This is a genomic window from Faecalicatena contorta (genome assembly GCF_022835095.1).
Taxonomy (GTDB): domain Bacteria; phylum Bacillota; class Clostridia; order Lachnospirales; family Lachnospiraceae; genus Faecalicatena; species Faecalicatena contorta.
Genome location: NZ_BQNQ01000001.1, coordinates 3,705,322 through 3,720,858, shown reverse-complemented (window position 1 = coordinate 3,720,858; position 15,537 = coordinate 3,705,322). Strand labels below are relative to the sequence as shown.

The 15,537-nt window shown below is 48.1% G+C and carries 15 protein-coding genes; 14 read left to right on the top strand and 1 reads right to left on the bottom strand.

All coding sequences use genetic code 11. The features are described from left to right. Nucleotides 1-77: 77 nt before the first annotated feature. The 11 genes from MWG26_RS16710 to MWG26_RS16660 all read left to right on the top strand — a co-directional run bounded on the left by MWG26_RS16710 (nucleotide 78) and on the right by MWG26_RS16660 (nucleotide 10,271). On the top strand, nucleotides 78-1,010 hold the full coding sequence (locus MWG26_RS16710) for a substrate-binding domain-containing protein (protein WP_025656578.1): 933 nt from the start codon (nucleotides 78-80) through the stop codon (nucleotides 1,008-1,010). A gap of 37 nt (nucleotides 1,011-1,047) precedes the next feature. Next, the gene (pstC, locus tag MWG26_RS16705; RefSeq protein ID WP_117440873.1) at nucleotides 1,048-1,941 is read left to right on the top strand and encodes a phosphate ABC transporter permease subunit PstC; all 894 of its coding nucleotides are present in this window, start codon (nucleotides 1,048-1,050) and stop codon (nucleotides 1,939-1,941) included. A gap of 22 nt (nucleotides 1,942-1,963) precedes the next feature. Further along, entirely contained in the window at nucleotides 1,964-2,794 is an 831-nt protein-coding gene (gene pstA, locus MWG26_RS16700) for a phosphate ABC transporter permease PstA (protein ID WP_153921342.1), read from the top strand. Nucleotides 2,795-2,809: 15 nt separating this feature from the next. Then, nucleotides 2,810-3,559: a phosphate ABC transporter ATP-binding protein PstB gene (pstB, locus tag MWG26_RS16695; RefSeq protein ID WP_025656581.1), complete on the top strand. Its 750-nt coding sequence runs from the start codon at nucleotides 2,810-2,812 to the stop codon at nucleotides 3,557-3,559. Nucleotides 3,560-3,562: 3 nt separating this feature from the next. After that, the gene (gene phoU, locus MWG26_RS16690; RefSeq protein WP_025656582.1) at nucleotides 3,563-4,240 is read left to right on the top strand and encodes a phosphate signaling complex protein PhoU; all 678 of its coding nucleotides are present in this window, start codon (nucleotides 3,563-3,565) and stop codon (nucleotides 4,238-4,240) included. Nucleotides 4,241-4,244: 4 nt separating this feature from the next. Continuing rightward, nucleotides 4,245-4,925: a winged helix-turn-helix domain-containing protein gene (locus MWG26_RS16685; RefSeq protein WP_025656583.1), complete on the top strand. Its 681-nt coding sequence runs from the start codon at nucleotides 4,245-4,247 to the stop codon at nucleotides 4,923-4,925. After that, a complete protein-coding gene (locus MWG26_RS16680) occupies nucleotides 4,915-6,225 on the top strand; it encodes a sensor histidine kinase (protein ID WP_025656584.1) in 1,311 nt (436 codons plus the stop codon). Before MWG26_RS16685 ends, MWG26_RS16680 begins: the two co-directional genes overlap by 11 nt. A gap of 125 nt (nucleotides 6,226-6,350) precedes the next feature. Beyond that, nucleotides 6,351-6,869 (top strand): DUF8052 family protein, encoded by a 519-nt coding sequence (locus MWG26_RS16675; protein ID WP_117440858.1) that lies wholly within the window; start codon nucleotides 6,351-6,353, stop codon nucleotides 6,867-6,869. Nucleotides 6,870-6,913: 44 nt separating this feature from the next. Beyond that, the gene (locus MWG26_RS16670) at nucleotides 6,914-8,656 is read left to right on the top strand and encodes a carbon starvation CstA family protein (protein ID WP_025656585.1); all 1,743 of its coding nucleotides are present in this window, start codon (nucleotides 6,914-6,916) and stop codon (nucleotides 8,654-8,656) included. A gap of 209 nt (nucleotides 8,657-8,865) precedes the next feature. Then, on the top strand, nucleotides 8,866-9,798 hold the full coding sequence (locus MWG26_RS16665) for a threonine/serine exporter family protein (RefSeq protein WP_117440857.1): 933 nt from the start codon (nucleotides 8,866-8,868) through the stop codon (nucleotides 9,796-9,798). After that, the gene (locus MWG26_RS16660) at nucleotides 9,795-10,271 is read left to right on the top strand and encodes a threonine/serine exporter family protein (RefSeq protein ID WP_025656587.1); all 477 of its coding nucleotides are present in this window, start codon (nucleotides 9,795-9,797) and stop codon (nucleotides 10,269-10,271) included. Before MWG26_RS16665 ends, MWG26_RS16660 begins: the two co-directional genes overlap by 4 nt. Here the strand turns inward: MWG26_RS16660 and MWG26_RS16655 are convergent. Beyond that, nucleotides 10,223-11,062 carry an AraC family transcriptional regulator gene (locus tag MWG26_RS16655; protein ID WP_025656588.1) on the bottom strand — a complete coding sequence of 280 codons (840 nt, stop codon included), beginning with the start codon at nucleotides 11,060-11,062 and terminating at the stop codon, nucleotides 10,223-10,225. The genes MWG26_RS16660 and MWG26_RS16655 overlap by 49 nt on opposite strands. A gap of 204 nt (nucleotides 11,063-11,266) precedes the next feature. Between MWG26_RS16655 and dapF the strand changes: the two genes are divergently transcribed. The 3 genes from dapF to MWG26_RS16640 all read left to right on the top strand — a co-directional run bounded on the left by dapF (nucleotide 11,267) and on the right by MWG26_RS16640 (nucleotide 15,512). After that, the gene (gene dapF / locus MWG26_RS16650) at nucleotides 11,267-12,124 is read left to right on the top strand and encodes a diaminopimelate epimerase (protein WP_117440856.1); all 858 of its coding nucleotides are present in this window, start codon (nucleotides 11,267-11,269) and stop codon (nucleotides 12,122-12,124) included. Nucleotides 12,125-12,605: 481 nt separating this feature from the next. Further along, nucleotides 12,606-12,983 (top strand): GntR family transcriptional regulator, encoded by a 378-nt coding sequence (locus MWG26_RS16645; protein ID WP_025656589.1) that lies wholly within the window; start codon nucleotides 12,606-12,608, stop codon nucleotides 12,981-12,983. A gap of 84 nt (nucleotides 12,984-13,067) precedes the next feature. Further along, on the top strand, nucleotides 13,068-15,512 hold the full coding sequence (locus tag MWG26_RS16640) for an ATP-dependent Clp protease ATP-binding subunit (protein WP_117440855.1): 2,445 nt from the start codon (nucleotides 13,068-13,070) through the stop codon (nucleotides 15,510-15,512). The last annotated feature ends 25 nt before the right edge of the window (nucleotides 15,513-15,537 follow it).

Sequence of the window (15,537 nt, the reverse complement as noted above, 5' to 3'; positions counted from 1 at the left end):
ATTGTGAAGAAAATGGTTCAAGTAAATGTCGGGTATTTGCCCGAAGATTATTTTAAAATGTAAAGGAGAATTGTGAAATGAGAATGAAAAAGTTTATTGCAGTTTTATCTATGGTTAGTATGCTGGCAGTTGCGGCAACAGGATGCGGCAGCGACAGTAAGGCGGGAGATACTGCCGATGCAAATGCAGATACAAAAACAGAGCAGGAAAGTGCTTCCTGGGACAGCTCCTATGATATTACAATTGTATCCCGTGAGGATGGTTCTGGTACAAGGGGTGCGTTTATCGAGCTGTTCGGAATCGAGGAAAAAAATGGCGATGAAAAGGTTGATATGACAACGGAGGAGGCGCAGATTACAAACAGCACTTCCGTTATGATGACGACAGTAGCAGGCGACGAGTACGCGATCGGATATATTTCACTCGGATCACTGGACGACAGTGTGAAGGCCTTAAAAATCGACGGTGCAGAGGCAACCGCTGAAAATGTAAAATCCGGTACATATAAGGTATCCAGACCGTTTAACATTGCAACCAAGGAAAACCTGGACAATGAAGTGGCAAAAGACTTTATGAACTTCATTATGAGCGAGGAAGGGCAGGCCGTTGTAGAAGAAAATCACTATATTGCAGTGGATGATGTGAAACCTTTTGAGGGTACAAGTCCGTCAGGAAAAGCGGTAGTCGGCGGTTCATCTTCCATCTCTCCGGTAATGGAAAAGCTGATCGAGGCATACAAGGCTGTCAATGCAAATGCGGAGATCGAACTTCAGACAACGGATTCTACGACAGGTATGACGTCTGCGATTGACGGAAGCTATGATATCGGAATGGCATCCAGAGAGCTGAAAGATACGGAACTGGCAGAGGGGCTTCAGGCGACTGTGATTGCAACAGACGGAATTGCAGTGATTGTAAACAAAAACAGCACAGTAGATGAGCTGAGCAGTGACCAGGTAAAAGCAATCTATACCGGCGAGGCAGCCACCTGGGATGAAGTGATTGAATAAAGCTCAGAAACCTGACCAGGAAGAGGGAATTGAATCGATGAAATCAAAAGCATGGAATGAGAAATTCATGCAGGGAGTATTCTTCATTGCCGCCTGTGCTTCGGTGCTGGCGGTAGCTCTCATTTGTGTCTTTTTATTTGCAAATGGAGTCCCTGCAATGAAAGAGATCGGATTTGTAAAATTTATCACCGGGGAAATGTGGAAGCCGAATAATGATATATACGGCATCCTTCCCATGATCGTGGGGAGTATTTATGTGACGGCAGGAGCAATCATTGTGGGCGTGCCCATAGGGATTCTGACCTCCGTATTTATGGCAATGTACTGTCCGAAAAAGATTTACCGGCCGCTGAAGGCGGCCACAGAACTTCTGGCCGGCATCCCTTCTGTTGTATATGGATTTTTCGGACTGGTTGTCCTGGTTCCCTGGGTAAGAGAACTTGGAAGAACATGGCGGGAAATGGGACTGACAAAAAGCAGCGGAAACGGCAGCGGTATTTTAACAGCTTCTATCCTTCTGGGAATGATGATTCTGCCTACGATTATCGGTGTGACAGAGTCTGCCATCCGTTCAGTGCCGCAGCAGTATTATGAAGGCGCGCTGGCGCTGGGGGCCACCCATGAAAGAAGCATATTCCGGGTGATCATGCCGGCGGCAAAATCCGGGGTAATTGCAGGGATTGTCCTGGGAGTTGGCCGTGCAATCGGAGAGACGATGGCCGTTATCATGGTGGCCGGTAATCAGGCCAGAATGCCTGCAGGCCTCCTGAAGGGTGTCAGGACTCTGACAGCTAATATCGTGATTGAGATGGGGTATGCCGCAGAGTTACACAGAGAAGCGCTGATTGCAACGGGTGTGGTTCTGTTTGTATTTATCCTGATTATCAACTTCAGTGTGGCACTATTAAATAGGAGGTCCGGCCGTGAGTAATCAAACAACATTCCGTCAAAAAATGAAAACTTATCTGCATCATCCGGGTTCCTTTCTCATGATGCTTCTGGTTCTGCTGGGCGCTGTCGTTACTTTTACAGTACTTATTTTTCTGATTATTTATATATTGGTGCACGGTGTCCCCTATATTAAGCCTTCTTTATTCTCTTTTACCTACACTTCAGACAATGCATCTTTGATGCCGGCGCTGGTGAATACGGTGACCATGACGCTGCTGTCGCTGGTCGTTGCCGTGCCCCTGGGGATTTTCGCTGCAATCTTCCTGGTAGAGTATGCGAAAAGAGGCAACAGATTTATGGGGATCATCCGCCTCACAACAGAGACTTTATCCGGCATACCGTCAATCGTATACGGACTGTTCGGAATGCTGTTCTTTGTAAATACACTGGACTGGGGATTCTCCCTGTTGGCAGGCGCATTTACACTGGCTATTATGATTCTCCCGCTGATCATGCGCACGACGGAAGAAGCCCTGAAAGCGGTGCCGGATACTTTCCGGGAAGGGAGCTTCGGCCTTGGGGCAGGGAAGCTCAGGACCGTGTTCCGTATCGTGCTTCCGTCCGCCGTACCGGGCATCCTTGCAGGTGTGATTCTTGCAATCGGCAGAATCGTCGGAGAGACAGCGGCGCTGATGTATACGGCAGGAACCGTGGCAAATATACCATCCAGCGTGATGGGCTCCGGAAGGACTCTGGCCGTGCATATGTATAACCTGGCAAGCGAGGGGCTTTATATGGATCAGGCTTACGCCACAGCAGTGGTTCTGTTGATTCTCGTCGTGGGAATCAATGCATTATCCAGTGTGATAGCCAGGCGTTTAACAAAAGCATAAAGAGAGGAATCAGACATGGGAAAAATTAGTATCAAAAATCTGGATTTGTATTACGAAGATTTCAAAGCCCTGAAGGATGTAAATCTGGAGATAGAAGCAAATAAAATCACAGCATTTATCGGGCCCAGCGGCTGCGGTAAATCGACTTTGTTAAAGTCCATTAACCGGATGAACGATCTGGTGGAGGGCTGCCGTATCGAAGGGGAGATCCTGCTGGACGGTGAAAATATATTCCGGGGAATGGATGTGAACCTGCTTCGCAAACGTGTGGGAATGGTGTTCCAGAAGCCAAATCCGTTTCCGATGAGCATTTACGACAACATTGCATTTGGGCCGAGGACCCACGGGATTCATTCCAAGTCCCGGCTGGATGATATCGTGGAAAAATCCCTGCGCAGCGCGGCGATCTGGGAAGAATGCAAAGACCGGCTGAAGAAAAGTGCACTGGGGATGTCCGGCGGGCAGCAGCAGCGTCTATGTATAGCCAGGGCGCTGGCGGTGGAGCCGGAGGTTCTTCTGATGGATGAACCCACATCCGCGCTGGATCCGATTTCCACATCAAAAATAGAAGACCTTGCGATGGAACTGAAAAAAGATTATACTATTGTCATGGTAACGCATAACATGCAGCAGGCGGTGCGTGTGTCGGACAATACGGCATTTTTCCTTCTTGGCGAGGTGGTAGAATACAATGATACGGAGAGATTGTTCTCCATACCCGCGGATAAGCGGACAGAAGACTATATTACAGGGAGGTTTGGTTAAAAAATGCGGAATAGATTTGACATGCAGCTACAGTTACTGGATGAGCAGCTCACTCATATGGGAGAGCTGTGCGAGACTGCCATTGCAAAGGCGACAAAAGCGCTGGAGGAATGCGATATGGAACAGGCCAGAGCGATCATGGAGGCCGATGAAGAGATCGACCAGATGGAGAAGGATATTGAAAGACTGTGTCTGAAACTTCTTTTACAGCAGCAGCCTGTGGCAAAGGATCTGCGCAGGATCTCGGCGGCGCTGAAGATGATCACGGATATGGAGCGCATCGGCGACCAAACGGCAGATATTGCGGAGATTGTGATATCCTCCAGGCATAATACCGCGGCCGATATCGAGGAAATTGGCATTATGGCGGCGGCAGCGAGCAAGATGGTGCGGGACAGCGTAACGGCTTATGTAACAAAGGATCTGGAACTGGCCAAGAACGTTGTGGAGGCCGACGATGCCGTAGACCATTTGTTTGACACGATCCGTGACGAACTTGTGGACTATATCCGGAAAGAAAGAGGCGAAAATGGAAAGAGAATCTTTGACCTGATTATGGTGACAAAGTATCTGGAGCGTATTGGCGACCATGCCACCAATATCGCCGAATGGGTCGAATTTTCTATCACAGGGGTCCACAGAAATGGAACGGCTCTGGGAGAAAAATTGATAAAGGAGTGACAACATGATATATTGCGTAGAAGATGACGACAACATCCGGGAGCTGGTGATTTATACACTGGAGACAACAGGGCTCAAGGCACAGGGCTTCGCGGAAGGCGGCTCTTTTATGGAGGCTTTGGCGTTCGATACGCCAGAGCTTATTTTGCTTGATATTATGCTGCCGGGAGAAGACGGGCTTTCCCTGCTCCGTAAGCTGAAGAGCTCGTCCAAGACAAAGGATATCCCGGTGATTATGGTAACAGCCAAGGGTGCGGAGTATGATAAGGTCATCGGCCTGGATTCAGGGGCGGATGACTATGTGACAAAGCCATTTGGAATGATGGAACTCGTGTCCAGGGTAAAAGCCGTCATGCGGCGCACGGGTAGGGCGCCGGACAAAGATGATATGAGCGTGGGCGGTGTCTGTGTGAATGTAAAAAAGCACGAGGTGACCGTGGACGGAAAAGCCGTTACACTGACACTTAAGGAGTTCGAACTGCTGGAAAGACTGATGAGGAATCAGAATATTGTACTCACGAGGGATCAGCTGCTGGAGGATATATGGGGCTATGATTTTGACGGTGAGACCAGAACGGTAGATGTACATGTACGGACGCTGCGGCAGAAACTGGGAGAGAAGGGCGAGATTATCGAGACTGTGAGGGGCGTAGGATACCGCGTAGGAGGAGCGAATGAGAGCTAAAATCCAGAGGAGCATGGTGTTTGTGCTATCCATAACGCTGCTGATCTCTTATTTGGTTCTGACGGTTGTGATATACCGGCAGAACCTGACTTTATTGAAGACAGAGGTGCGGCAGGAGGCCAGATATATCAAGACTGCGATTAATATTTCGGGCCCGGCCTACCTGGAACAGATGGATGAAGTGGATGTGAGGACCCGGGTGACCCGGATTGATACAGACGGAACCGTGGCGTATGATTCCAGACGGGACGAATCCACGTTGGACAACCACGGATCCAGGCAGGAGGTGGCAAGCGCCCTGGAGAGCGGCAGCGGTGAGGATATCCGGGTATCCGGCACGCTGGGAAAAGAGATGTATTATTACGCTCTTCTTCTGGATGACGGCACAGTATTGCGCGTATCTAAGCTGATGGACGGACTGGTGAGTACGGCTCTGAGAATGCTGCCGGTGATATGCATTCTGGCCGCCGTCATGCTGGTTCTGGCCTGGCTGATGGCAAAATGGCAGACCGCCCGGCTGATCAAGCCCATCAATGAACTGGATCTGGAGCATCCGCTGGACAATGCTGTGTACGAGGAGATGACCCCTCTTTTGGAGGCGATGGACCGGCAGAATAAGGAGAAGGATGCCGTTTCCAATATGCGCAAGGAGTTTTCCGCCAATGTCTCCCATGAACTAAAGACACCGCTGACCTCTATATCGGGGTATGCGGAGATCATGAAAAATGGAATGGTGAGGTCAGAGGACGTCCCCAAATTTTCTGACAGGATATACAAAGAGGCACGGCGCCTGATTACGCTTGTAGAAGATATTATCAAGCTCTCCAAGCTGGATGAGGAGTCTGTGGAGCTTGAGAAAGAGGACGTGGACCTCTATGCCCTCTGCCGGGAGATCGTAAGCCGTCTTTCCCCACAGGCAAACGCGAAAAAGGTGCACATCGTGGTGGAGGGAGAGCCTGTGGTGTATCATGGTATCCGCCAGATTTTAGATGAAATGATCTATAATGTCTGTGAAAATGCAATCAAATACAATACAGCGGATGGTCAGGTGTCAGTCTGGGCCGGCAACACGCTTCAGGGCCCAAAGGTATGTGTTACGGATACCGGGATCGGTATACCGAAAGAGCACCATGAACGGATATTTGAACGTTTTTACCGTGTGGACAAAAGCCACTCCAAAGAGAGCGGCGGCACCGGGCTGGGTCTTTCTATTGTAAAACACGGGGCGCTTCTGCACGGAGCCAGGGTGGCCGTGGACAGTGAGCCGGGAAAGGGTACACGCATAGATATTAAATTTTAATATAATTTATTAAAAAAGTATAAAATATATCATTGTAAAACCGCTTGGGCTGGTGTAAACTAGACCATGCGGTTTTTTGCCGCTTTAGAGCATCAAAGCAAAAAAGCCTAAAGGAGTAATAGACAATGAAAGGGCATGAACTTTTAGAAAAACTGCTGCAGTCTTATCAAGCGGCTTTTGATATTACCCGTCCATATGATATAGAAGGGGACAGATACGAAGCGTATGCGGCTTTTAATGTGACAAGCGCAAAGTATGTCCTTGTGAAGAAGGCCGAATTGTGGCGGGCAGATTGTTTTGAGCATACGTTTTTTTCGTGCATAGACAGACTGGTAGCAGAGGATATCCAGCGCTTCCGCGGGCACATTGTTTCATTCATTGAGCCTGAACTGGTGAGGAATGGAGAAGCCTGTACCTGCGAGAATCATATGTATACATATATAACGGCAGTGTTTATCAGTGAGAGAGGTTTGACAAAGGAGGCGGAAAAGGCCGTCAGGGACTTTAAGTTTTTTAAGAATTACCGATTTGGCCTGCGGGGATATGCAGAGGCCAGGTTGCTCGTGTTTGACATGGAGAACAGAAGGGTGTCCGGCAACCGCGCGGCGAGGGAGCTAATCAAAGGATATGAGAAGGTCTTCTGACCTTTTTATATAAAGCTATTATTATGAAAAAAGGAGTGTGAACAATGAACGCAGTAGTAATTTTACTTGCAGGTATTTTGATTCTGATCATTGCATACGTTACTTACGGCAAATGGCTTGCAGGACAGTGGGGTGTGGATCCGGGAAGAAAGACTCCGGCACATGAGCTTGAAGACGGGATGGATTATTGTCCGGCAAAAGCGCCTGTACTGATGGGGCATCATTTCTCATCAATTGCAGGAGCGGGCCCGATTAACGGCCCGATACAGGCGGCCGTTTTCGGATGGGTGCCGGTATTGTTATGGGTATTGATCGGAGGCATTTTCTTCGGTGCAGTCCATGATTTCGGTGCATTATTTGCATCGATCCGCCACAGAGGGCAGTCCATCGGGGAAGTAATTGCTGACTCTATGGGGACAAAGGCTAAGAAGATATTCATTATCTTCTCTTACCTGACACTACTCCTTGTTGTTGCCGCATTTGCATCTATTGTTGCAAATACATTTATGGCAACTTATACGGAGTCCGGAGCGGTGGATTACGCCGCTTCCGCAGCAAATTCATCTACGGCAATGATTTCGATTCTGTTTATCGTGATCTCTGTGATTTTTGGATTCCTGGTTTACCGCAAAAATGCATCACTGGGCGTTTCTACCGTCATTGGGGTGATTGCCATTATTATCTGTATGGTAATCGGACTGAACTGGCATCCGCTGTACCTGAATAATAAGACATGGATGATTATTGTGGGAGTCTATATTTTAATAGCATCGGTAACACCGGTTTGGATCCTGTTGCAGCCGCGTGACTACCTGAGCTCTTTTCTGCTTTACTTCATGATGGCAGTTGCGGTTGTAGGCGTGATCGGGGCGGGAATAACGGGAAATGCAAGTCTGGATATTCCTGCGTTTACCGGATTTAAAGATACACTGATGCCCACAGGAACTTCTTTGGGATATATGTTTCCCGCATTGTTTATCACCATCGCCTGCGGCGCGATTTCCGGTTTTCATTCACTGGTTGGTTCCGGTACCACTGCCAAACAGCTGAACAGTGAGAAAGATGCCCGCCCGATCGCATACGGCGGTATGCTGATCGAGTGTGCGCTGGCAATCATTTCTCTATGTGCTGTCGGATATGTATGGAAGTTTTACTCCGCAGGGGAACTTGTAGTGCCTACGAATGTATTTGCAACCGGCATTTCCAAGATGACGTCCACGATCCCGTTTTTAAAGGGAGCTGAAAATGTTATATTCTCTATGCTGGTGCTGGCAGTTTCTGCATTCTGCCTGACCTCCCTGGATACGGCTACACGCCTTGCGCGCTATATGTTCCAGGAATTCTGGCTGGAACCTGGCGAAGAGGTCAAATCGGTGACAGGTTATAAGAAGGTTCTGACAAATCCATACGTGGCAACTATTATTACCGTTGTTCTTGGCATTGCGCTTGGTATGACCGGATATGCAAATGTATGGCCTCTGTTCGGAGCTGCAAACCAGCTGCTGGCTGCCCTGGGCCTGCTCGCGGTTGCGACCTGGCTTGGCAAGGTGGGCAAGAACAATAAGATGTTCCTGATTCCGATGGCCTTTATGCTGATTGTAACCATTACTTCTCTGTGCCTCACGATCAAGTCCAACTTCGCCGGAATTCTTGCCGGTGTGGACGGCGTTGTCTGGTGCTATATCCGGCTCGTGATCAGCGTACTTCTGATTGTGCTGGCAGCAGTGCTAGCCGTGGACGGAATCAAGACTCTGACAGGCCAGTCGAAGAAAAAAGCAAAGGCATAACAGAAGGATTTCCGCAAACAATTCAGGGTTTCCTGAACGGTTACTTTTTGACTTTTTGCTAAATGAATAACTACATAAAGTGAGATGACTTTACCCTCAAAGCATGCTAAAATAAATTACTTAGAGTCGAAAAGTAATTTAACAGGGATATCTGCAATTGTTTCGGCAATTTGTAAATACTATCCCATAGATGTTTTGGGGGTTTTTGCATGGATGAAAAGGTAAGCATGAGAAAAGATGCAGAACAGATCGTGATAAAAAATATAAACGCAGCGAATTCCGGTTCTGACAGGGATGATGGAGAAAGAATGGGCGGAGACGGGGCAGTCTGCAGTCCAGCGGGCATGCCGGGCAGGGAACAGGAGGCTATGCGGGATGTGCTGGATCTGGCCATGAATATGGGACGGGTACTGCTGAAGAACGGGGCGGAGATTTTCCGGGTGGAGGAGACCATTGAACATGTCTGCAGGAGATTTCACATTAAGGATGTGGAATCTTTTGTCATGAGCAACGGTATTTTTATGACTGCCAGGGATGAGACGCAGGAAGTGTATGCCAAGGTGAAGCATATTCCGATTTCCGGCTTCCATTTAGGGATTGTTACCGAGGTGAATGATCTGTCAAGAGAGATCTCGGCTGGAAAGGTGGGGCTGGAGGAGGCAAAGGAGCGGCTGCGTCGGATCGAGGCGATGCCGCCCAAGAGGGGACGGTTCCGGGTATTTGCCGCAGGCATTGGAAGCGGCTGTTTTTGCTATCTGCTGCAGGCCAACCTATGGGAGAGCATGCTGGCAGTCGTGATTGGGTGCCTTCTGTATATATTTGTGATTTTTGCGGAGAACCACAGGCTGTCAAAGATTATTATTCATATTGTGGGCGGAGGGCTTATTACGATTATGGCGCTGTTTGCCCTTCAGATGCCGTGGCCCTTCCCGGTGAGGATAGACAAGCTGATCATAGGCTCCATACTGCCGTTGGTTCCGGGGCTGGCATTTGTCAATTCTATCCGGGATATTGCAAACAGCGATTTTATCTCAGGGATCGTAAGGATTGTGGATGCCCTTCTCGTCTTTGTCTATATCGCTATCGGAGTCGGGTTCGTGCTGGGATGCTTCAATAAGCTGACGGGAGGTATGATACTATGACAGGGTTTGTGCTGGTAAATATGTTCTGCTCTTTTCTCGGGACAATCGCATTCTCTGTTTTATTTAATGTGCCGCGGAGATTTTACTTCTGCTGCGGGCTGACGGGGATGGCGGGATGGCTCTGCTATCTGGCAAGTGAGAATATCGCTTCTATAGCAACTTCTACATTTCTGGGTACTGCGCTGGTGGTGCTGATGTCCCGGATGCTTGCTGTGTGGATGAAATGTCCGATTACAGTATTCCTTGTACCGGGTATATTTCCGTTGATTCCCGGGGCGGGAGTCTACTATACGGTATATAACCTCGTGCAGGGCAGCCTGCGGGAGGCTGCAGTCAGAGGTATTGAAGCGCTGAAGATTGCTTTTGCGATTGTGCTTGGCATTGTGTTTATTGTCACCATACCGAAGCAGTGGTTCAGCCTCAGCTACTGGCGAAGGAGGCTGCGCGGCGCCTCAGAAAATTCTGATTTGTAGGCTCTGGAAAACGTGGAATAATCCCGGAATCCGCTGGCAAAACAGGCTTCTGTAATGGGCGTGCCGTCCAGGATCAGCTCCCGGGCAAAGAGCAGGCGCCGGTAGGTAATATAGCTGCCGATGGTATATCCGGTCTCTGCCTTGAAAAGCCGCATCATATAGTATTTACTGATGTAGAAGATGCCCGCAAGAGTATCGATGTCCAGATGATCCGTAAGATGTCCGTTAATATAATGCATGATATCAACAATCTTAGAATTATACAATTCTGTGTCCAGAAACTTCACGCGGTTTTTGATGGCGGCGCGGTTCAGGTGTATCATGAATTCCAGAAACAGCAATTGGCGGTAGAGAGAGCTGGCATACTCCTGATCCTCAAAGGAACGCTCCAGGCGGTTCGTAATCCGAAAAAGAGAACTTTTCTCTAGTGAATGGATTCGAAGTACACTGGAGCGTTCCTTTTTTGCTTTCTCGAAGCAGTAATTCAGATCATATTCCGGCGTCTGATAATCCTCCATAAAACCGGGAGAAATATAGACGATGATTCTCTCATAGGGCAGAGAATTGTCCACCTGCACGCGGTGGATATCGTTGCGGTTCACCAGTACAATGTCGTAAGGTTCAAGTTCATAAGATTTGCCTTCTATGATGTATTGTACTTTACCCTTTATAAATATAGTAATTTTATGAAAGTCATGGTAGTGAAATTCAAACTCTTTGGAGATACTGTCCTTTAGATGGAATATACGGAAATCGCTGTTCAGATATCCTCTTTTATTGTACTGCTGCATAAGCGTCTCCTTTCCGTTATGATTGCAAGGGATAAAGACACATGGATCCGTGTGCCTCCAGGCATTCCCTGCAAGGGCCAGACTGCCCCGCGTAAATACCTGTCAAATATAGTATAGAGCATTATCTGCAATGTGAAAAGCATTTAATAAGTATTATATGAAAAAAATGCCTGATATAATGATAGAAACAGGAGGTGCGTTATTATGAAAATTACATTGGAACGTTATCATGGTCTTGGAAATGATTATCTGGTTTATGATCCGAATAAGAATGAATTAGAATTAAATAAAGCAAATGTGGAGATGCTCTGCAACCGCAATATGGGGCTGGGCTCTGACGGGATACTGGAAGGTCCGTTTATCGGGGAAAAGCACATGTCTCTTCGCATATGGAATCCGGATGGAAGCGTTGCCGAAAAGAGCGGAAATGGAGTGCGTATTTTTGCCAAATACCTGAAGGATGCCGGCTATGTACAGAAGAAAAATTACAAACTTGTGACAGACGGAGGACTAGTGGAAATTACGTATCTGAACGAGGATGGCAGCAGGCTGCGTATTTCCATGGGGCGGCTGTCCTTCTGGAGCGATGAGATTCCGGTGACAGGAGAGCGCCGCGAGGTCATCAATGAAGACATGGTATTCGGCAGGACATTGTATCCGGTAACCTGTGTATCCGTAGGCAATCCTCACTGCGTTATCCCAATGCGTGAGATCTCACAGCCGCTTGTATGCAAGATCGGTAATTATTCCGAGGTTGCAAGGTATTTTCCAGACAGAATAAACACAGAGATTATGAAAGTGATCGACAACAATAATATTGCCATAGAAACATATGAAAGAGGGGCCGGTTACACGATGGCAACAGGCACAGGAGCGTGTGCAGCGGCAGGAGTGGCCCACAAACTGGGCCTGACCGGAAATAAAGTAATCGTACACATGCCGGGAGGGAAACTGCAGGTAGAGATCGATGATAACTGGGAAGTTTACATGACCGGGGAAGTATTCTATGTGGCAAAAATTTCTCTTTCTAATGAGTTTGTGGAGAAACTGCGGGCGGTTTGACGGGGCCGCAAAAGGAAGGGATGGCCGTAAGCCGCCCAAGTGCACCTATGCCGCCTCGAAATGCGGACGCGAACCTAAGAAATTCTAGGAATCTGACAGCCGAGAAAGTGGGGTACGGATGACACATCACGAGAAATCTGATGATTTCTCGCGCTGGGTCATCCGATTTTGTGATTCGGAGATCACAAAATCCCTCCACTTTCCCGGCTGTCGGCTTCCAAGAATTTCTAAGGCCCGCTTTAGCATTTCGAGGCGGCATAGGTGCACCTGAACGGCTTGCGGCCATCCCTTCCTTTCGCTAAGTGCATCCAATCGGTAGGTAAGGTCGTCAACCGGGGAGGCCTCTTAACGGAGGCAGCGTATTGATATGTTTGGTGGCACAGCATAGCTCCGGTATATGAATAATCACCCACAATTTTCACTTGCGGGGACTAGGGTGTTTGTGCTAACATAGGTATAACAAAAAAAGGCAGGTGATGATATGCTGATTGAGATAGATTTTAACAGTGAAGAGGCAATTTATATTCAGCTGCGTAATCAGATTATTATGGGAATTGCTACTTCTACGATTCATGAAGGGGACTCGCTTCCATCTGTGCGTCAGCTTGCGGACACAGTGGGCGTGAATATGCATACGGTAAATAAAGCATACAGCGTTCTGAAGCAGGAAGGGTTTATTCAGCTCGACAGGAGGCGGGGAGCTGTCATTGCCCTCGACGTGGATAAGATGAAGGCACTGGACGAGATGAGGGAGCAGCTTACAATTTTACTGGCAAAGGGCTGTTGTAAGAATATTTCAAGGGAAGAAGTGCATCATCTGGTGGATGAAATATTTGATGTGTATGATGGGGCCTTTTAAGAGACTCTTAGACGGAGTCTCACTTTATGCTGGTATGAAAGCGAAATAATTTTAAATTGGATTGATTAGTGACAGGAGGAAAATATGCAGATAAATTATACAAATCAGGCCGAATGCGCCATAAAATATGCGGCATCGATGGCAAAAAAGCTGAAGCATCCGTATATTGGTACGGAGCATTTGCTGCTGGGGCTGCGCAAGGAGTTTACAGGGGTGGCCGGACAGATTCTGGCGTCAAACAGCGTGGATGAAGAGCGCATCCGCCATCTGATGGATGAGCTGATTACACCGGCAGGGGATGTGCTGAGTGTAGAGCATCCGAAGGAGAGCCCGCGGCTGCAGTATCTGCTGGAGAATAGCGGCAGGGAGGCACGGTGCCTTCACACGAAAAGCATAGGTACAGAGCATCTGCTTCTGGCAATGATCCACGATGTGGACTGTGTTGCAACCAGGATATTGACTACGCTTAATATCAGTCTGCAGAAGATTTTACAGGACGTATTGAATGCGGCAGGTGTTGATCCCAAAGAATATCAGGAGGAACTGCAGGATGAAACTCACGGAAAAAGCGCCGTGGTGGAGCAGTTTTGTACAGATCTGACTGCCGAGGCGGCAGAGGGCCGTCTGGACCCTGTCGTAGGACGGGAAAAGGAGATCTACCGTCTGATGCAGGTACTGAGCAGAAGGACAAAGAACAATCCTTGTCTGGTAGGTGAACCCGGTGTTGGAAAAACTGCCATTATAGAGGGGCTTGCTTCCAGGATTGCTATGGGTGTGGTGCCGGAAAATATGAAAGACAAAAAGATTTACACCCTGGATCTGCCGGGGCTGATTGCGGGTTCCAAGTACCGCGGGGAGTTTGAGGAGCGTATGAAAGGGCTGATTGGCGATGTGAAGGCCAGCGGCAATATTATTCTCTTTCTGGATGAACTGCATACGATGATTGGAGCAGGCGGAGCGGAAGGCGCGATTGACGCTTCCAGTATTCTGAAACCATCCCTTGCCCGCGGTGAGATGCAGCTGATCGGTGCAACGACGATAGCGGAGTATCGAAAATATATCGAAAAAGATGCGGCTCTGGAGCGCCGGTTTCAGCCGATTACAGTAGAGGAGCCGACCAAAGAGCAATGTCTTGAGATCCTGCATGGACTGAGCGGTAAATATGAGGCCCACCACAAGGTGTCTGTACGGGAAGAGGCCCTTGAAGCAGCGGTACAGCTTTCGGAAAGATATATTACAGACAGAAATCTTCCGGATAAAGCAATTGATGTCCTGGACGAAGCATGTTCCAGGGTCAGTATGCGAGGTTATAAAGTGCCGGAGAATCTTAAAAGTCTGGAAGATTCCCTGAAAGAACTGCTCAAGCAGAAAGAGGAGTGCATTAAATCCGGCGACTTTACGAAGGCATCTCTTGTTCACACTGAACAGAAAGCGGTTGAGGATAAGCTGGAAAACTTGAAAAAGCGTTTTCAGAAAAAGACGGCATCCCACCATCCGGAAGTGAAAGAAGACGATATTGCTGACGTGGTATCTGCGTGGACAAAAGTGCCGGTGCAGAAGCTTGCTGAGAGCGATACGGACAGACTGAAAAAGCTGGAACAGGTTCTTCATAAAAGGGTCGTGGGCCAGGAGGAAGCAGTCAGTGCGGTGGCCAGAGCCGTCAAGAGGGGGCGTGTTGGATTAAAAGACCCAAAACGTCCGATTGGTTCTTTTCTGTTCCTTGGCCCCACGGGTGTAGGAAAGACGGAACTATCAAAAGCGCTTGCGGAGGCGATGTTCGGAAACGAAGATTCTATGATCCGGGTCGATATGTCAGAGTATATGGAGAAGCACTCTGTATCTAAGATGATAGGGTCTCCTCCGGGGTATGTGGGCCACGAAGAAGGCGGACAGCTCAGTGATCAGGTGCGTACGCATCCTTATTCGGTTATTTTATTTGATGAAGTGGAGAAAGCACATCCGGATGTATTTAATATACTTCTCCAGGTGCTAGATGACGGCCATATCACAGATTCCCAGGGGCGGAAAGTAGATTTCTGCAATACGGTAATCATTATGACATCCAATGCGGGTGCAAAAGCAATCGTAGAGCCTAAGAAACTGGGATTTGCTGCCAAAGAAGATCCGGCAGGGGATTATAAGCGGATGAAGCAGAACGTGATGGATGAGGTGAAAACGATCTTCCGTCCGGAATTTCTGAATCGGATTGATGAAATTATAGTATTCCATGCGCTGAACAATACCCATATGAAGCAGATTGTAACTCTGATGTGCAGAGAATTTACAAAACGCGTGAAAGAACAGATGAGTATAAAACTGACGATCAGGGAATCTGCGAAGAAATTCATTGTCGAGAAAGGGACCGATGCAAAATATGGTGCCCGTCCCCTCAGGAGAGCCATGCAGACAGAACTGGAGGATAAGCTGGCTGAGGCGATCTTAAGCGGTGAAGTAAAAGAAGGGGACCGTGTGGAGGCAGGAGTATCTAAAAAAGAAATTAAATTTTACCCAAAGTCCATAAATGAGTAGAAAATAAAAACGAAGTATTATATAA